Below are 17,626 nucleotides of genomic sequence, written 5' to 3' on the forward strand. Positions count from 1 at the left end.
TAGAATGACCGCAGATTTATTACTAGGATTACAATGGGGAGATGAAGGAAAAGGGAAAATTGTTGACGTACTTACGTCAAAATATGACATTATTGCCCGCTTTCAAGGCGGTCCAAATGCAGGACATACATTAGAATTTGACGGAATTAAACACGTTTTGAGAACCATTCCTTCTGGAATTTTTCACAAAACCGCAGTAAATGTTATTGGAAATGGAGTAGTAATTGATCCTGTTGTATTTCAAAAAGAAATTGAAGGATTAGCAAAATTTAATTTAGACCTAAAAGGCAAATTAATCATTTCTAGAAAAGCACATTTAATTTTACCAACCCACCGTTTGCTTGATGCCGCTTCTGAAGCTTCAAAAGGAAAAGCAAAAATTGGTTCTACTCTTAAAGGAATTGGCCCAACGTATATGGACAAAACTGGAAGAAATGGAATCCGTGTTGGCGATATCGAATTAGAAGATTTCAAAGAAAGATACCGCTCATTGGCCAACAAGCACGAAGAAATGATAGCATTTTATGATGTTGATATTCAGTACAACTTAGATGAAATGGAAAAAGAATTCTTTGAATCTATCGAAGAATTGAAAAAAATAGATTTTATAGACAGCGAAGAATACATCAATCAAGCCCAAAGAGCTGGAAAGTTAATTTTATGCGAAGGCGCTCAAGGTTCGTTACTAGATGTTGATTTTGGAACATATCCATTTGTAACTTCATCAAACACAACTGCTGCAGGGGCTTGTACTGGTTTGGGAATTGCTCCAAACAAAATAAAAGATGTGTACGGAATTTTCAAAGCCTATGTAACTCGTGTAGGAAGTGGTCCGTTCCCAACAGAACTTTTTGACGAAGACGGAGAAACAATGGCAAGAGTTGGTAATGAATATGGTTCAGTAACTGGCAGAAAACGTCGTTGTGGATGGTTGGATTTAGTGGCTTTGAAATATGCAGTTCAAATCAATGGAGTTACTCAATTGATGATGATGAAAGGAGACGTTCTTTCTGGATTCCCAACCTTGAAAGTATGTACTCAATACAATTACAAAGGAAAAGCGATTTCACATTTCCCATACAATATCGAAACTGAAAACGTAACTCCAATCTATACCGAATTAAAAGGATGGGAAGCTGATTTAACTGGAATGACGACTTATGATGAGTTGCCAAAAGAGTTAAAAGAGTACATCGAATTTATCGAAAAGGAAATTGAAGTGCCAATAAAAATTGTTTCTGTTGGACCAGACAGAAAACAAACCATTCTAAAATAATAACTTAACGTCCCGATTAATCGGGACGTTTTTTTTAAACATTAAAAATCCGATGAAAGATCCCAAAATAACCATTCAAAAAACCGAATTACTTTCAGACAATTGGTATTTATTAAATAAAATAACTTTCGATTATCAAGAAGAAAATAAACCGACAGAAACTCACATAAGAGAAGTATATGATCGAGGAAACGGAGCCGCCATTCTACTATATAACCCTGCTGAAAAAACCGTGATTTTAACACGTCAGTTTCGATTGCCATCCTATTTAAATAAAAACCAAACCGGAATGATGATTGAAGTTTGTGCTGGACTTTTAGACCAAGATCATCCAGAGCAATGTATTATTCGAGAAACCGAAGAAGAAACTGGATATCGAATTTCAAAGGTTCAAAAAGTGATGGAAACCTATATGTCACCTGGCGCCGTAACCGAAATTTTGTATTTATTTATTGGTGAATACAATGCTTCAATGAAAGTACACGAAGGTGGCGGACTCGATGCAGAACAAGAACATATTGAAGTGATGGAACTTCCTTTTGAAAAAGCTTTTGAAATGATTGCAACTGGTGAAATTAAAGATGCTAAGACCGTGATGTTGTTGCAGTATGCGAAGATTAATGAGTTGGTATGATTAAAAACATCAAATACAACCTGCCACAAAATACCAAAAAACCAAGGTGATAAAAGAAATTGGAATTCCAAAACCAATCATCATACTGCACAATCGGGGTTTCAAACCGTGAGTAGCTGCAATAATACTGGACGAAATCATTGGTGCCATCGCTCCTTCCATAATTGAAACTTGTATCATTTTTGAATGTTGGTCAAAAACAACTACATACAACAAATAAATTAGTGCTGGTGTCAAAATCAATTTATAAAAAAGTCCTAACCTTAAGAATTTCCAATGCTTGCTCTTTTTATCAAAATGAAGTTGGAGTCCAACGGATAGCATCGCTAATGGCGTCATCACACTTCCAATTTTCAGTAAACCAAACTGAATGTATTGATGAAAATCAAATTGAAAAACATTCATAAAACACGCCAACAAAAAAGCGATAAACGGAGGAAAAAAGATAATTTTTTTAGCAATTTGAAATCCATTTGAACTTCCGTTAGAATACAAAGTAGCTACAACAACTCCCAAAGTGGAAAGCACAACAAAAGTTCCCGGCTGATCAACAATTATAGCTATTTTCAGACCTTCTTCTCCATACAAAGCTTGAATAATTGGAAAACCCAAGAAGGAAGTATTGCCAAAACCCGCCGTTAAAATCAAACATCCCGTCAATTTTCTGGACCATCCCATTCTTTTCCCTAACAAACTAAAAAACAAAATTGCTGTGGTAAAACTAATCCAAGTGACACCAATGGGAAACAACAAATGCGAATCTAATTTGATTTTTGGAATGTAATAAAGTGCCAAAGCTGGAAGACAAAGATAAATTACAATCTTATTTAATACTTTATAAAAATCTGTTGGAAATTGCTTTATCTTTTGCAAAACAACTCCAAGAAATAAAAAAACAAAAATTAGAATAAAGTTGTTCATAGTAGTAGATTGACTGCAAAAATACCACTAAAATTTATTTTGAAAATGAGGAAATCTATTTTTAATCTTTTATTTACCCCAGATAAAAGAAATTATTTGCTACCAGAGTTTAGCCTTGAAGTGATAACTACAAAATACAACCATTTATAACAAACCAGATTCAAAGAGCAATCCCTTTTTGAAACTGTTTTTGTTTTCACTACTTTTACTACTCAAACAAAGCATTTTGGACAATAAAAATCAACATCCAAGCAGTTTACACGAAAAAGATGGAATTTCACCTCCAGAAATTATCAGTTCGAAAGCTGTGGAACAAATTCAACTACTTAGAAAAAAACAACGCACAACTCAGGAATTAATCAATGGAGTTTTAGCAGGAAATATTTCAGATTTAAGCCGAGCCGTAACTCTAATTGAAAGTACAAATGCCAACCATTTGGCGAAAGCCAATGAAGTACTAAACGCTTGCTTACCTCACGCCAATAAATCAGTAAGAATAGGAATAACGGGAGTTCCTGGTGTTGGAAAAAGTACTTTTATTGAAGCATTTGGAAAACATTTAACTGGTCTAGGCAAAAAAGTAGCCGTGCTTGCCGTTGACCCAAGCAGCACCATTTCGCACGGAAGTATTCTAGGCGATAAAACCCGAATGGAAGAATTAATTAAAGACCCTAATGCCTATATCAGACCTTCCTCTTCAGGAGAAACGCTTGGCGGTGTGGCTCGAAAAACTAGAGAAACCATTATGCTATGTGAAGCTGCTGGTTTTGACACTATTCTCATTGAAACTGTTGGTGTTGGACAAAGCGAAACTGCAGTTCATAGTATGGTCGATTTCTTTTTGCTTTTGAAAATTTCAGGCGCTGGCGATGAATTACAAGGCATCAAACGAGGTATTATGGAAATGGTCGATGCTATTGTCATCAATAAATGTGATGGCGATAACATCAAAAAGTCCAAATTAGCAAAAACTGAATTTGAACGTGCTTTGCATTTATTTCCTGCCAAAAAATCGGGTTGGATTCCAACAACCTCAACTTGTAGTTCGATAACACTAGAAGGAATTCCGGAAATTTGGCAAACAATCGAGCAATTTATCGAAATCACTAAAGGGAATACTTATTTCTTTGAAAAACGGGCAGCACAAAATCAATATTGGTTACTTGAAACCATTAATGAACAATTGAAAACTAATTTCTACAACAATCCTGAAATCCAGAAAGTTTTGGAATCTACTAAAAAAGCGGTACAAAATGATGAAATTTCACCTTTTGCAGCCGCTCAATTCGTATTGGAAAACTATTTCAAAAATTTAAAATAATCTCCGACTAAATAGCATCAGTTACAGCTCTTTTTGTTATGGAAAAAATTTTTGAAAAAATATTATTCTTTTTCGTAACGTTCCATTTCTCGGTCATAAAAGGCATTGGCTTGTTCAATCAAACCTTCCATTTCGGCATTTAATTCAGCTTCATCAAGATCTTCAGCTTCTTCCATAAATTCTACTTCATCGTCTTTTAGATTGATGATGAATCTTGGATAATCCAAATGAATGATGAAAATATCATCTGGAAAATCAGTGTTATCGCCTAGTAAAAATTTTGGTAATTCCATTTTATAATTTTTGAATTTAGATTTTAGATTTTAGATTCCCTTTGAAATTTTGAATTTCAATTTTGGAATTTAAGTTTATTTATCAGACAAAATTACTGGTGCACTTCCCCCTTTTCCCATAAAAATAATTTTGGTATTTGGCGAAGTTGCAATTTCTTTTTGCGCTTTTATTTGTTCGTATTGCAATTGTTTATCGGTCAATCCCATAGAAATAATCCTTTGATAATCAGCGATACCTTGTGCCTCAACTCTTTTTCTTTCGGCTTCTTGTTTTTCTTTTTGTAGCACGAAAGTCATTTTTTGAGCCTCTTGCTCTGCATTAATCTTGCTTTCGATAGTTGCTTTTACAGATTCGGGAAGATTTATATTTCGAATCAATAGTTGTTCTAAAATCAAACCTCTAGCTTTAAAATCGTCTTCTATACTTTTTCTAATTCTTTGTTGAAATTCATTTCTTTTGGTCGAATACAAAGCCACGGCATCATAATAAACAGCATTATCTCGAATACGAGTTCTTGTAATTGGACGCACAATTTTATCGCTGTAATTTACTCCAATTTGCTTGAAAATATTTGGAGCATCAGTAGGAGTTATTCGATACAAAACGGTCAAATCAATCACCACTTCGAGTCCATCATTCGACAGAACTCGAATAGCATCATCGCCTTCCTGAGCGCCTTCGCCGTGAACGGCTGACATAGTGTAGTTCTGGGTTTGAATGTCAAAATCGGTTACATCCAAAAGTGGGTTTATCAAATGCAAACCACTTTCTAAAATATCGGGTTGAACGCTTCCATAAAGTGATTTTACACCTACTTTTCCCGCATCAATTTGTTTGAACATCGACGAGAAAATTCCCAAAGCAATTACAACAAATCCAACTAATTTAAGCGTATTCGAAAACTTGAAAAACGGATTGCTGGCATTACTTTTTACAGCAAAACTCACAATCAATAAAATAACCCCAATAATAATTAATAGTATCATTTTTTTTCAAAATTAATTTGTTCGATGATTATACGATAAATCAGATTATAAGTTACAATGTTTTAAGAAAAAACCTAAAAAATTTTATTAGTTTTCCAATGCTAATCTTTTGGTCAATCTCGCAAAGCGAATGTACAAAAATAAAGCTGCCGCTGTTAATCCTGCCAAAAGTCCAATCCAGATTCCAGTTGCAGCCAAATTGGTGTGTGTTCCTAAAAAATACGAAATCGGGAAACCCACAATCCAATATGCCACAAAGGTAATGTACATCGGGATTTTTACGTCTTGCAACCCTCTTAAAGCCCCCAAAACTACTACTTGGATTCCGTCAGAAATTTGAAAAACAGCTGCCACCAAAAGCAATTGGGATGCTATGAATATTATTTCGGCATTATCCAATTCTTGTGTGACATCGGACATATTCAAGAACAAATGGGGCAAGAAATTATGAAAAATTACGAAAACCAACCCGAAGAAAGTTTCGACCATAATCGCCAACAAGAAAATTGAGCGAGCCACGGTAATTAATTGCTTGTAATCTTTTGCCCCTTTGGCATTGCTCACTCGAATCATCGCTGCCACGCTAAACCCCATTGCCACCATAAAAGTGGACGAAGCCAAAGTCAACGCAATTTGATTGGCTGCCTGACTGTTTTTTCCAAGCGAACCCGAAAGCCAAATCGCTGCAGTAAACAAAGCTACTTCAAACAACATTTGCATAGCCGAAGGTAAACCCAAATTAATGATTTTCTTTAAAATTGATTTCTTAATTTCTTTGAAAGTAAAATTCTTGAAATAATGTTTGAATGCTGAATTTTTCCTCAAAATAAAGTGCATAAAAACCACCATCATAATTCTAGAAATTACAGTTCCCAATGCTGCGCCCAAAATACCCAATTTAGGAAAACCAAAAACCCCATAAATCAACACATAATTGAAGAAAATATGTACCACATTGGCCAGATAAATGGCATACATCGAATATTTAGTTTGCGACAAACCATCGGCAAATTGCTTATAACCTTGGAAAATAATTACGGGAATTAAGGAAAAAGCCACCCAATTAATATAAGGCGCGGCCAATTCGACAACCGCTTCTGGTTGGTTCATTAATTGCATTATGGGCTTTGCTAAAATAATCAAAACAAATATGACGATTCCTAAAAGCGTACACAACAACAAGCTGTGATGAAATGTAGTTCTGATTTTTTTGTTGTCTTTCTCTGCATCAGCTTCCGCAATCAAAGGTGTGATGGCGGTAGAAAAACCAATTCCCAACGACATTCCAATAAAGATAAAACTATTGCCCAATGAAACGGCTGCCAATTCGGTTGAACCCAAATTTCCAACCATAAAATTATCTACAATCCCAATTAATGTATGCCCTAACATTCCAAGAATAACTGGAAAAGCTAGTTTCAAACTATAAGAGAACTCTTTTGTATATTTGGAAATATTCACATTAATTTATTTTGGTTGGCAAAGATATAGCAAAAACACAACACAAATTCGATTGATTTTTACTAATTTCGAAAAGTTTACAATTGTCCTCCATTAGAAAACCCAAACTGTCTCTTCATTATTAAATGGAAAAATTTACACTCGAAGCCTTATTTAAAATCATCGGTCTTGGCTCAGCTTCTGGGCTAGTTTACAAAGACAATTCCTTGTTTATCATTTCTGATAACAGTACTTTTCTATATCAATATCACATTCAGGAAAAGCAACTTTCTAAAATACAATTATTAGAAAAAGGCGAAGAAAACATTCCAAAAAAAGACAAATACGATTTTGAATCCATTGTTTTAAAAGGAAATAAACTTCATCTTTTGGGTTCCGGTTCCACTTCCAAAAGAGAAAAAAGAATAACCTATAATCTTGAAACCAAAGAAATAATTGAAAAAGATTTATCACAATTGTACCAAAATCTAAAACAAACGGCTTCCATTTCTGATAATGAATTAAATATTGAAGGCGCTCTTTTCTGCAATAAAAAATGGCTTTTATTCCAAAGAGGCAATGGTGTTAATTCTAAAAATGGAATCGCAATAATAAACGGCAAACTCAATAAAAACAGTACGATTGAGTTCATTCCAATACAATTGCCAAAAATCAAACACATAGAAACTTCTTTTACAGATGCCATTTTTGTCGATGAAAAAATTTACTTTTTGGCCACAGCCGAAGATACTACTTCCACTTACGATGATGGCGAAATATTGGGAAGCCTAATTGGACGAATGGACAGCAAAACATTCGAAATAGAGTTTACCCAGAAAATATCCGATACCCAAAAATTTGAAGGATTAACGCTTTATCAAAAGAGTGAAACCCAAATTGAGTTCCTACTTTGTGAAGACAATGATTCGGATGTTTTGGAAACCAATATTTATAAAATCTCGGTTCCAAAATTTTAAATAACAAAAATATTTCAACCGCTTCCCAACCTTTTACCCTTAATCATCCTCTTTAGTAGAAAGACAACAATTGTGATAAACGAAAAACTAATTTCTGATTGCAAAAAAATGCACCGCGATGCCCAGCGTCAGGTGTATGAGCTGATGGCTCCCAAACTGTATCGTACTTGCAAGCGATATCTAAAGAAAGAAGAAGAAATAGAAGAAGCCTTGGCCGACGCTTTCTATACAATTTTCACCAAACTCGATCAACTCAAGGAATTGGGGGCTTTCGAAGCTTGGAGCAGAAAAATTACTGTCAATCATTGCTTGGCAACCATCAAAAAGAAAACAAATTTCAATTTGTACCTCGAAGATGTCAAAACTATTTCTCAACCTTTTACCGATGAAGTCACCGAACTCGAAGAAGAAGATTTGCTGAAATTGCTCAACCACATTCCCGAAGGTTGCAAAACTATATTTAATCTTTTCGTTATCGAAGGTTATGGTCACAAAGAAATCGCAGCAATGCTCAACATTTCCGAAGGCACATCCAAATCACAATTGAATGCTTCGAAAACTAAATTAAGGGAATTAGTAAACAATTTGTATTACCAAAAAGCGAAATAGTCATGGACAATCAAGATAAAATATTCGACAAAATAAAGAACGCTGCTCACAAAGCTGAAGAAAAAGACTTTCCCGGAATGGAAAGGATTTGGCAACGAGTGGATGCCAAATTGGAACAAAAAGAACTACAATCCAAAAACAAAAATTGGAAAAAAATTGCCATTGCAGCATCGGTTATCCTCTTGGTTTCCTTGGGGTATCAATTCTTAAAACCAACTGAAATCACTTCAATAAGCAAAGAGGTTGTAGTAAAAAAAGTGCCTTCAAAAAATGATTCTAAAAAAGCGATTGTTAGTTCGCAAATTGACACCGCCAAAGTAATAAATATCCTTAATGTAACAAAAACAACTCTTGTTGAAAAGGAAAATCAAAGCCCAGTTGTTGCATCAAGCGCAATGGATTCAGCAGAAAAACAGAGTGAAATAGCAGATGGAATTATAGCATCGGATTATACAAAAAGTGAAAAGGAAACTATTTTAAGGAATAAAACCAATACTTTCCGAAACCAAGTTTTTGATGCGATCGTGGTGCGATCGTCTTATTCCGAATTAGAAAAAAAGAAGCAAAAAGATAGTATTGCCCCCCAGAAAGCAGCCGAAACCAATGGGCCTTTGGTTGTTGTGAATGGAAATTTAGCACAAACAAAATTCAAATCAGTTCAAGAAGCAAAAAAAGAAATGCCCAAAAAACTAGATAACGAAGAAATTGAATCGCTCATTGTTCTCAAAGAACCTTTGTATATCATCAATGGTGTCGAATATACTGAAGAATCGCTTTTCGGAACACATCCAACAAGTCCTTATGCTCCTTTGAATAAACAAAAAATTGAAACTCTAACCATTTTACAAGACGACGAAGCCATAGAAAAATATGGAGAAAAAGGTAGCAAAGGAGTCGTAATTATTACCACCAAAAACAGAGTACCCATCCAAAAATAATTCGAAAAAAATCATTTCTAACATACTAAAAACAACTATTATGAAAACTACAAAACGTATTTCATTAGCTCTACTTATGCTTTTTTCTGTCCTAAGTTTTGGCCAAAAAACGACTATTACAGGTATCGTAACCGAAGACACGGGCGCGCCACTTCCTGGTGTATCTATTTACATTAAAGGAACTAAAAATGCAACTAGCACGAACATCGATGGGAAATACAGTATTCTCGCAGAAAAGGGTGATAAACTCGTTTTCTCTTACATTGGGTTTGAGACAAAATATGCTACAGTTGGAAAATCAACCATTATAAACATTACTCTAAAAAGCAGTTCGAATCAATTGAATGAGGTGGTTGTTGTGGGTTATGGAACATCCGAAAATGCCGATTATTCAGGCTCGGTTGCAATGATTTCTGCTAATAAATTAAATAAACAAAAATCAGCTAATGTTAATGATGCGCTTCAAGGAAGAGTAGCTGGAGTTCAAATAAGTTCTAAATCAGAAGAAAAAAAACGAATAAAAAATAGAAAAATTAAAGACACTATAATTACTGCAAAACCTGTAGAACTTAATGATGAAGATTACGGAATTTTCATAGAAAACCCATTCGAAAGTCCAAAATCGGCTCCGCTTTCTACTTTTTCTATTGATGTGGACAATGCTTCTTATACAAATGTAAGACGTTTTATCAACAACGGGCAAACCGTTCCTAAAGATGCCGTAAGAGTCGAAGAAATGGTGAATTTTTTCAAATACAAATACCCGCAACCACAAGACGAGCATCCGTTTTCGATTAATACCGAATACAGCGAATGTCCTTGGAATTCGAACCACAAAGTATTGAAAATTGGCTTGCAAGGCAAAAATATTTCAACCGAAAGTTTACCCGCTTCCAACTTGGTCTTCTTGATTGATGTTTCGGGTTCGATGAGTTCTGATAATAAATTGCCTTTACTGAAACAATCGCTAAAAATTTTGATCAATGAACTCCGAAAAAAAGATAAAGTTGCCATTGTAGTTTATGCAGGAGCAGCAGGAATGGTTTTACCACCAACAACTGGAGATGAAAAACAAACCATCATCAGTGCGTTGGAAAATCTAAATGCTGGCGGTAGCACAGCAGGTGGAGCTGGAATAGAATTGGCTTATAAATTGGCTCAAGAAAATTTCATCAAAGGTGGAAATAACCGAGTAATATTGGCTACTGACGGCGATTTTAATGTGGGAGCATCTTCGAATACTGATATGCAAACCTTGATTGAAGAGAAAAGAAAATCAGGTGTTTTCTTGACTTGCCTAGGTTATGGAATGGGAAATTACAAAGATAGCAAAATGGAAACTTTGGCCGACAAAGGCAATGGAAATTATGCTTATATCGACAACATTCAAGAAGCCAATCGTTTCTTGAGCAAAGAATTCAAAGGTTCGATGTTTGCCATTGCCAAAGACGTGAAAATCCAAATCGAATTCAATCCAAAACAGGTTCAGGCTTATCGATTGATTGGTTATGAAAACAGAAAATTGCGCCCCGAAGATTTCACAAACGATGCTATTGATGCGGGAGAATTAGGAAGCAATCATACGGTTACCGCTTTGTATGAAGTGATTCCAACCAGAGTAAAAAGCGAATTCCTGAACAACCAACCCGAATTGAAATACACCAAAACAACTGCATCCGAAGATAATTATTCCGATGAATTGGCTACCATCAAATTCCGTTACAAAAAACCCGATGGAGATAAAAGTATAGAAATGGCAAAAGTGATTGAAAACAAATCCATTCCATTGAAAAATGCTTCTGATGATTTCAAATTTAGTGCTTCCGTAGCCTGGTTTGGATTGAAATTAAGAGATTCCAATCTGGCACCAAATAAATCTTCAGAAGAAATCAAAAAACTGGCAAAAGAAGGATTGTCCAATGACGAAGACGGTTACAAAGCAGAATTCATTCGCTTAGTAGAAACTGTGAAATAAGAGATTCTATAAAAAAACACCCGACAGGTTTCAAAAATCTGTCGGGTGTTTTTTTAAACTTCAACATTCAAGAATTCCAATCTCACACTTCCATCTTCATCTATTTTAGTCAAATTGATTTCGTGTAAAGTGTTGGCCAATTCTGGATTCCAAGGCGTTTTTACTCTCACATAATTTTCGGTAAATCCGTGAATGTAACCTTCTTTATTTTCAGCTTCAAACAAAACGGTTCTGTTGGTTCCAATTTGACTTTCATAAAAAGCTCTACGTTTTTTAACTGATAATCCACGCAACATTTTACTTCTTTTGGCACGAACGTTATTAGGAACAACACCTTCCATTTCTGCAGCTTCTGTATTATCTCGCTCTGAATAAGTAAAAACGTGTAAATACGAAATATCTAAATCGTTCAAAAAGTGATACGTTTCAAGAAAATGTTCGTCAGTTTCGCCCGGAAAACCAACAATCACGTCCACACCAATACAGGCATCTGGCATCACTTCTCGAATTTTATTTACTCGTTCCGTATAAACCTCCCGAAGGTAACGGCGTTTCATCAACTTCAGAATTTCATTGCTTCCAGATTGCAACGGAATGTGAAAATGCGGCACAAAAGTTCGGCTTTTCGAAACAAATTCTATTGTTTCGTTTTTCAATAAATTTGGTTCGATGGAGGATATTCGCAATCTTTCGATTCCTTCTACTTGGTCTAAAGCCTGAACTAATTCCAAGAAAGTATGCTCGTGTTTTTTATTTCCAAATTCTCCTTTGCCGTAATCACCAATGTTTACACCGGTCAAAACGATTTCTTTGATTCCTTGTTCCGAAATTTCTTTGGCATTTTTGAGTACATTTTGCAATTCGTCACTTCGGGAAATTCCTCTCGCCAATGGAATCGTGCAATAAGTACATTTGTAATCGCAACCGTCCTGCACTTTCAAGAAAGCACGGGTTCTGTCGCCAATGGAATAACTTCCTACATAAAAATCAGCTTCTTCTATTTCGCAAGAATGTACTTCTCCAAAATTATTTTTGGACAAATCGTTGATGTAATCAGTAATTTTAAACTTTTCTGTAGCACCCAAAACCAAATCCACTCCATCGACATTGGCTAATTCTTCGGGTTTTAATTGGGCATAACAACCAATGGCGGCAACAAAAGCCTTGTTGTTGAGTTTCATCGCTTTTCGAACGACCTGTTTGAATTGTTTATCGGCATTTTCCGTCACCGAACAGGTGTTGATGACATACATGTCGGCCACTTCTTCAAAATCGACGCGTTCAAAACCTTCGTCCTGAAAACTTCTGGCAATGGTTGAAGTTTCCGAAAAATTCAATTTACAGCCTAAAGTATAAAAGGCTACTTTTTTCTTGTTTTCCATAAAATAGCTCAATTAATGAAATCGTTGTCAAAAAATTGAGGTTGCAAATTTACAAACAATATTTCTATAATTGACAAAATAAAAATCCCGAAAATAAAACCGCTGATTCGCAAATGAAATAATTAATTTGCGAATTTGCGGCAATCAAAATAACGAATCTCTAAAACAGCAACTCCATCTTTTTCCACCACCAAAACTCCAAAGGAAAATCAGGATAATTTTGTATAAATTTATTGTATTTGCTTGACTTTACTTCCTGCTCGCCGAACTTTACTTCTACTGCAAAACCTTTTAAATAAGAGGTTTCTACCACAAAATCGACTTCATTTCCATCGGCGGTGCGCCAATATTTTACTTGATCTTGATCAAACCTTTCAAAAAGTAATCTAAAGCACAAATTTTCCAAAACCATTCCTTTATCAGCTCTTTGTTCTAAAGGCGAAAAATAATTAATCAGCACATTTCGCAAGCCCAAATCGTTGATATATACTTTGGGCATCTTGGTCAATTCCTTGCGCAAATTGTTGTAAAATGGTTTTACCAGCGTAATATGAAAACATTTTTGCAACACATACAAATAATTTTCGACAGTGGCATTGGTCATTCGCAACGTATTCGAAATTTCGTTTACATTCAACAAATTCCCTGATTGACTTGCCAAAAGCATCAACATTCTGTAAAACTTGGTTTCATCCGTAATACCCGATTCTAGAATATCTCGCTTGATAAAGGAATCTCGAATATCTTTCAATAATTCTATTTTTTGAGCAATATCATTTTCTAAAACCACGGCAGGATAACCACCATAATTCACAAATTCATCCATAAAAGCCCAAAGTACATTCTCTTGAATGGATTTTTGTTTTTTTTTGTTTTTGAGTTTCAAAACTTCTTCTACCAAATCATTTCTTCCCTTAAAGATCAAAAACTCCTCAAAATCAAGTGTTCCCATCTGAAAAATTTTCTTTCTCCCTACAAGCGAATCATTAAATTGCTTGTCGATATAAAAAGCAGAACTTCCTGTGGCAACAATCTTCAATCGATCGGAATATTCGTCGAAAAGTAATTTTACAAAAGTAGTCGCATCTTTTAGGTATTGGATTTCGTCAATAAAAACAATGATTTTTTTATCGGTTTGCAACGGACAAATTTTAAACAAATTTTCAGGACTTTCGTCCAATTCGTCTAAAATTTCTTTTCGATCTAAATTCAAGAAATAAACCGTTTCTCCTTTTTGGTTCAAATCCTCGAACAATTGCTTCAATAGCGTGGACTTCCCTATTTGCCTAGCGCCAATAAGAATAGTAAACTCTTTTTTCGAAAGATGTTTTACAATTTCGATATATTTTTTCCGTTGTACCATACTACAAATGTAAACATAAAATACAAAATATCGGATAATTTTAAAATATTTTTTAAAATTATCCGATATTTTTTACTATACACAATAAAAAATATCCGATAATTTACATTGTGTAGTATATAAATTATCGGATATTTTTAGTTTTAAACTCTTAAAAGAAACTTATTCTTTCCTCCAAATTTTGGTTTCGTCAAAAACGTGTTGCAAGATGGCTGCTTCCTTTTCGTCAAATTCAATATTTCTGCGACTCATTACTAGTCGAGCCGTTTCAAAGGCTTTGCGAGTCATATAAACCGTTATACCAGCTGCTCCTCCCCAAGAAAAACTCGGCACAAAGTTTCGTGGAAATCCAGCACCAAAAATATTAGCACTCACTCCAACCACAGTTCCTGTATTGAACATCGTGTTGATACCGCATTTACTATGATCTCCCATCATTAATCCACAAAATTGAAGTCCTGTTTTTTCAAAACTTTCAGTTTCATAGTTCCATAGTTTTACTTCTTCATAATTATTTTTTAAGTTGGAAGTATTTGAATCGGCACCAATATTACACCATTCACCAAGCACTGAATTGCCTAAAAATCCATCGTGACCCTTATTAGAATGGGCAAATAAAACAGCATTATTCACTTCACCACCAATTTTCGAATAAGGTCCAATGGTAGTTGCTCCATAAATTTTCGCCATCATCTTAACGATAGCACCTTCACACAGCGCAAACGGCCCTCGAATAACAGAACCTTCCATTATTTCGGTATTTTTCCCAATATAAATTGGTCCATTAGTAGCATTCAGTGTAACGAATTCCAATTTTGCTCCTTCTTCTATGAATATATTTTCAGGTGCAATGGTATTGACACTTCTAGGAATAGGTTGTGATTTTCTTTCTTCGGTCAAAAGCTCAAAATCTTCTTTAATGGCAGCTGCATTTTTAGAAAAAATATCACAAGTATGTTCAATTCGGATACATTCGCCTTGAAACTCTATAATTTCATAAGTTTCAAAATCAACTTCTTGCTGATTTTCGTGCGTATGAAAGGCAATTACATCATCGCCTTGAAAAATAGCTTGATTGATTTCAAGATTAGTTACCATTTCCACCAAATCTGAATTGGGCAGAAACGATGCGTTTATCATCACATTCTCCTCCATTTCCACCATCGGAAATTTTTCGGATAAATATTCCTCAGTGATAGTAGTCGTGGTTGAACCTAACCGCATTTCCCATTTTTGACGAATCGTCATAATACCCACAAGAATATCAGCAACAGGTCGCGTGAAAGTAAAAGGTAATAATGCATTTCTGGCTGGTCCGTCGAAAAGGATATAATTCATTTTGTTTTTTTTTATTTTGTTAGAGACATTGCACTGCAACGTCTATACTTTAGAAATTCAAAGTTACAAAGTTTTAGATAGCAATAAAAATAAAAAAAGCCTCACGATTTGTGAGGCTTTCTATATTATTAAACTGATAATTATTATTTACCGTGTTTAGCGTATTTAGTTTTGAATTTATCAATACGACCTGCAGTATCGATAAGTTTAGATTTACCTGTGTAAAAAGGGTGAGAAGTTCTAGAAATCTCCATTTTTACAACTGGATATTCAACACCATCAACTGTGATAGTTTCTCTAGTTTCTGCAGTAGATTTAGTGATAAAAACGTCTTCATTAGACATATCTTTGAAGGCAACTAATCTGTAATTTTCTGGGTGAATTCCTTTTTTCATCTTTATTTTTTTTTATTTTTTTGAGCGTTTTAATTTTGAAGCTTTCTCGACTTTCGAAAAAGGTGTAAATGCAACTACTCTTTTTGTTTAAAATCCTTTTCTCATTTTGAGTTTGCAAATTTACACTTATTTTTTAATAAACAAACCTTTAGATTACTTTTTTTATATAATTCTAAAAACCGATTTTTACTCGTCAATATATTGGGAATTACTATATTTGTAGATTAATAAATAAATACTTTCAACGATGAATGAAATTATAAAGAAAAACGGGATTTCCTTTGGGATTATTACTGGTGTTGTGAGCGCATTACTAACCACAGCCATATATTCAATTGATTTAAATCTTTTCACAAAATGGTGGCTAGGCATTTTGATGATTATAGTTTACATTATTATTGGAATAGTTTTATTATCAAAAACTAAAAAAGAGCTAAAAGGCATCTTCTCCTTTAAAGAAGCATTTACCACGTATTTTATATCTGCTGTAATTGGAATATTAATTTCAGTTGCATTCAATATTTTATTATTCAATGTTATCGACCCTTCAGTAAAGGAAACATTAAATGAAATTGTCATAAAATATACAGCTGAAACAATGCAAAAATTTGGCGCACCATCTGCTGCAATTAATGAAGCTATAAAGAAAATGCAAGAAAACAATCCTTATTCTACAATTGAACTATTAAAAGGTTCTGTTTTTAGCATAGTTGGAAGTTCTCTTTTTGGATTACTATTGGCTTTAATCTTTAAAAGCAAACCTTCTCAAGAATAAAAAATAAATGAATTTATCCATACTTATTCCGCTTCTCAACGAAGACGAATCGATCAAAGAATTATATACTTGGATTATCTCTGTAATGAAATCCAACAATTATTCGTACGAAATCCTTTTTATTGACGATGGAAGCACCGACAAATCTTGGGCAATCATCGAAAATTTGGCTGCCGAAAATCCGAATGTAAAAGGCATTCGCTTTATGAAAAACTTTGGAAAATCGCAGGCTTTGCACGCTGGTTTTGCCAAAGCTCAAGGCGATGTCATTATCACGATGGATGCAGATTTACAAGACAGTCCAGAAGAAATTCCAGGTTTGTACGAAATGATTACAACTCAAAATTTCGATTTGGTTTCAGGTTGGAAAAAGAAACGCTACGATTCGGTTGTTGCCAAAAATCTTCCTTCAAAATTATTCAATTGGGCAGCGAGAAAAACTTCGGGCGTACAATTGAACGATTTCAACTGCGGATTGAAAGCCTACAAAAACGTGGTCGTGAAAAACGTGGAAGTTTCGGGCGAAATGCACCGTTACATTCCGGTTTTGGCGAAAAATGCTGGTTTTAATAAAATTGGAGAAAAAGTAGTACAACATCAAGCTAGGAAATACGGCGAAACCAAATTTGGAATGGATCGTTTCATCAATGGTTTTCTGGATTTAATTACTATTTGGTTCTTGTCAAAATTTGGCAAAAGACCGATGCACTTGTTTGGTGCTTTAGGATCAATAATGTTTATTATCGGATTCTTTGCCGCAGGCTTTATCGGATGTTCGAAACTTTACCATATGTATAACGGAATGCGTTACAGTTTAGTAACCAATAATCCTTGGTTTTATATTTCGTTGACCACAATGATTTTAGGAACACAATTATTCTTGGCGGGATTTCTTGGCGAAATTATTTTGCAAACCAAAAATAATGACAAACGGTATAAGGTTTCGAAAGAAATAAATTAAGAACACAATTTTTGTACTCAAATTAAAGATATTAAAATTTT

General features: G+C 34.6%; 17 protein-coding genes. 9 read left to right on the forward strand and 8 right to left on the reverse strand.

Annotated features, from left to right (window positions below):
• Positions 1–4: 4 nt before the first annotated feature.
• Both C3L50_RS00915 and nudK read left to right on the forward strand, forming a co-directional pair.
• The gene (locus C3L50_RS00915; protein ID WP_103804112.1) at positions 5–1,276 is read left to right on the forward strand and encodes an adenylosuccinate synthase; all 1,272 of its coding nucleotides are present in this window, start codon (positions 5–7) and stop codon (positions 1,274–1,276) included.
• Between the two features lie 52 nt (positions 1,277–1,328).
• Complete coding sequence (gene nudK / locus C3L50_RS00920) at positions 1,329–1,910, forward strand: GDP-mannose pyrophosphatase NudK (protein WP_103804114.1); 582 nt, start codon at positions 1,329–1,331, stop codon at positions 1,908–1,910.
• Positions 1,911–1,919: 9 nt separating this feature from the next.
• On the opposite strand, the gene C3L50_RS00925 is transcribed toward nudK, so the two are convergent.
• A complete protein-coding gene (locus C3L50_RS00925) occupies positions 1,920–2,831 on the reverse strand; it encodes an AEC family transporter (RefSeq protein ID WP_103804115.1) in 912 nt (303 codons plus the stop codon).
• Between the two features lie 226 nt (positions 2,832–3,057).
• Between C3L50_RS00925 and meaB the strand changes: the two genes are divergently transcribed.
• A complete protein-coding gene (meaB, locus tag C3L50_RS00930) occupies positions 3,058–4,152 on the forward strand; it encodes a methylmalonyl Co-A mutase-associated GTPase MeaB (protein ID WP_103804117.1) in 1,095 nt (364 codons plus the stop codon).
• A 62-nt stretch (positions 4,153–4,214) separates the two neighbouring features.
• Here the strand turns inward: meaB and C3L50_RS00935 are convergent, their stop codons facing one another.
• The 3 genes from C3L50_RS00935 to C3L50_RS00945 all read right to left on the reverse strand — a co-directional run bounded on the left by C3L50_RS00935 (position 4,215) and on the right by C3L50_RS00945 (position 6,893).
• Positions 4,215–4,445 (reverse strand): hypothetical protein, encoded by a 231-nt coding sequence (locus C3L50_RS00935; protein ID WP_072938897.1) that lies wholly within the window; start codon positions 4,443–4,445, stop codon positions 4,215–4,217.
• 75 nt (positions 4,446–4,520) lie between these two features.
• Positions 4,521–5,432: a prohibitin family protein gene (locus C3L50_RS00940; RefSeq protein WP_103804119.1), complete on the reverse strand. Its 912-nt coding sequence runs from the start codon at positions 5,430–5,432 to the stop codon at positions 4,521–4,523.
• Between the two features lie 87 nt (positions 5,433–5,519).
• The gene (locus tag C3L50_RS00945; RefSeq protein WP_103804120.1) at positions 5,520–6,893 is read right to left on the reverse strand and encodes an MATE family efflux transporter; all 1,374 of its coding nucleotides are present in this window, start codon (positions 6,891–6,893) and stop codon (positions 5,520–5,522) included.
• A gap of 125 nt (positions 6,894–7,018) precedes the next feature.
• Here C3L50_RS00945 and C3L50_RS00950 point away from each other — a divergent pair, with 125 nt between their 5' ends.
• The 4 genes from C3L50_RS00950 to C3L50_RS00965 all read left to right on the forward strand — a co-directional run bounded on the left by C3L50_RS00950 (position 7,019) and on the right by C3L50_RS00965 (position 11,371).
• Positions 7,019–7,849, forward strand: a complete 831-nt coding sequence (locus C3L50_RS00950) for a DUF6929 family protein (protein ID WP_103804122.1) — start codon at positions 7,019–7,021, stop codon at positions 7,847–7,849.
• Between the two features lie 108 nt (positions 7,850–7,957).
• A complete protein-coding gene (locus C3L50_RS00955; RefSeq protein ID WP_165783945.1) occupies positions 7,958–8,458 on the forward strand; it encodes an RNA polymerase sigma factor in 501 nt (166 codons plus the stop codon).
• A 2-nt stretch (positions 8,459–8,460) separates the two neighbouring features.
• Positions 8,461–9,396 (forward strand): hypothetical protein, encoded by a 936-nt coding sequence (locus C3L50_RS00960; RefSeq protein WP_103804125.1) that lies wholly within the window; start codon positions 8,461–8,463, stop codon positions 9,394–9,396.
• A 40-nt stretch (positions 9,397–9,436) separates the two neighbouring features.
• Positions 9,437–11,371, forward strand: coding sequence for a vWA domain-containing protein (locus C3L50_RS00965; RefSeq protein WP_103804126.1), 1,935 nt, complete (start codon positions 9,437–9,439; stop codon positions 11,369–11,371).
• 53 nt (positions 11,372–11,424) lie between these two features.
• On the opposite strand, the gene mtaB is transcribed toward C3L50_RS00965, so the two are convergent.
• The 4 genes from mtaB to C3L50_RS00985 form a co-directional block, all read right to left on the reverse strand.
• Positions 11,425–12,753 (reverse strand): tRNA (N(6)-L-threonylcarbamoyladenosine(37)-C(2))-methylthiotransferase MtaB, encoded by a 1,329-nt coding sequence (mtaB, locus tag C3L50_RS00970; RefSeq protein ID WP_103804128.1) that lies wholly within the window; start codon positions 12,751–12,753, stop codon positions 11,425–11,427.
• A 160-nt stretch (positions 12,754–12,913) separates the two neighbouring features.
• Positions 12,914–14,116 carry an ATP-binding protein gene (locus C3L50_RS00975; protein WP_103804129.1) on the reverse strand — a complete coding sequence of 401 codons (1,203 nt, stop codon included), beginning with the start codon at positions 14,114–14,116 and terminating at the stop codon, positions 12,914–12,916.
• A 162-nt stretch (positions 14,117–14,278) separates the two neighbouring features.
• Positions 14,279–15,454, reverse strand: a complete 1,176-nt coding sequence (locus tag C3L50_RS00980; protein ID WP_103804131.1) for a GlmU family protein — start codon at positions 15,452–15,454, stop codon at positions 14,279–14,281.
• A gap of 143 nt (positions 15,455–15,597) precedes the next feature.
• Positions 15,598–15,849 carry a type B 50S ribosomal protein L31 gene (locus C3L50_RS00985; RefSeq protein ID WP_103804132.1) on the reverse strand — a complete coding sequence of 84 codons (252 nt, stop codon included), beginning with the start codon at positions 15,847–15,849 and terminating at the stop codon, positions 15,598–15,600.
• Between the two features lie 247 nt (positions 15,850–16,096).
• Here C3L50_RS00985 and C3L50_RS00990 point away from each other — a divergent pair, with 247 nt between their 5' ends.
• Positions 16,097–16,624, forward strand: coding sequence for a DUF4199 domain-containing protein (locus tag C3L50_RS00990; protein ID WP_103804134.1), 528 nt, complete (start codon positions 16,097–16,099; stop codon positions 16,622–16,624).
• 7 nt (positions 16,625–16,631) lie between these two features.
• Complete coding sequence (locus tag C3L50_RS00995) at positions 16,632–17,585, forward strand: glycosyltransferase family 2 protein (protein WP_103804135.1); 954 nt, start codon at positions 16,632–16,634, stop codon at positions 17,583–17,585.
• Positions 17,586–17,626 lie beyond the last annotated feature (41 nt).

It is taken from the genome of Flavobacterium alvei (genome assembly GCF_002920895.1).
Taxonomy (GTDB): domain Bacteria; phylum Bacteroidota; class Bacteroidia; order Flavobacteriales; family Flavobacteriaceae; genus Flavobacterium; species Flavobacterium alvei.

Coding starts and splice junctions, on each gene's coding strand:
- C3L50_RS00915 (WP_103804112.1), top strand. CDS start 5: ATGACCGCAGATTTATTACTAGGATTACAATGGGGAGATGAAGGAAAA.
- nudK (WP_103804114.1), top strand. CDS start 1,329: ATGAAAGATCCCAAAATAACCATTCAAAAAACCGAATTACTTTCAGAC.
- C3L50_RS00925 (WP_103804115.1), bottom strand. CDS start 2,831: ATGAACAACTTTATTCTAATTTTTGTTTTTTTATTTCTTGGAGTTGTT.
- C3L50_RS00935 (WP_072938897.1), bottom strand. CDS start 4,445: ATGGAATTACCAAAATTTTTACTAGGCGATAACACTGATTTTCCAGAT.
- C3L50_RS00940 (WP_103804119.1), bottom strand. CDS start 5,432: ATGATACTATTAATTATTATTGGGGTTATTTTATTGATTGTGAGTTTT.
- C3L50_RS00950 (WP_103804122.1), top strand. CDS start 7,019: ATGGAAAAATTTACACTCGAAGCCTTATTTAAAATCATCGGTCTTGGC.
- C3L50_RS00955 (WP_165783945.1), top strand. CDS start 7,958: ATGCACCGCGATGCCCAGCGTCAGGTGTATGAGCTGATGGCTCCCAAA.
- C3L50_RS00960 (WP_103804125.1), top strand. CDS start 8,461: ATGGACAATCAAGATAAAATATTCGACAAAATAAAGAACGCTGCTCAC.
- C3L50_RS00965 (WP_103804126.1), top strand. CDS start 9,437: ATGAAAACTACAAAACGTATTTCATTAGCTCTACTTATGCTTTTTTCT.
- mtaB (WP_103804128.1), bottom strand. CDS start 12,753: ATGGAAAACAAGAAAAAAGTAGCCTTTTATACTTTAGGCTGTAAATTG.
- C3L50_RS00975 (WP_103804129.1), bottom strand. CDS start 14,116: ATGGTACAACGGAAAAAATATATCGAAATTGTAAAACATCTTTCGAAA.
- C3L50_RS00980 (WP_103804131.1), bottom strand. CDS start 15,454: ATGAATTATATCCTTTTCGACGGACCAGCCAGAAATGCATTATTACCT.
- C3L50_RS00985 (WP_103804132.1), bottom strand. CDS start 15,849: ATGAAAAAAGGAATTCACCCAGAAAATTACAGATTAGTTGCCTTCAAA.
- C3L50_RS00990 (WP_103804134.1), top strand. CDS start 16,097: ATGAATGAAATTATAAAGAAAAACGGGATTTCCTTTGGGATTATTACT.
- C3L50_RS00995 (WP_103804135.1), top strand. CDS start 16,632: ATGAATTTATCCATACTTATTCCGCTTCTCAACGAAGACGAATCGATC.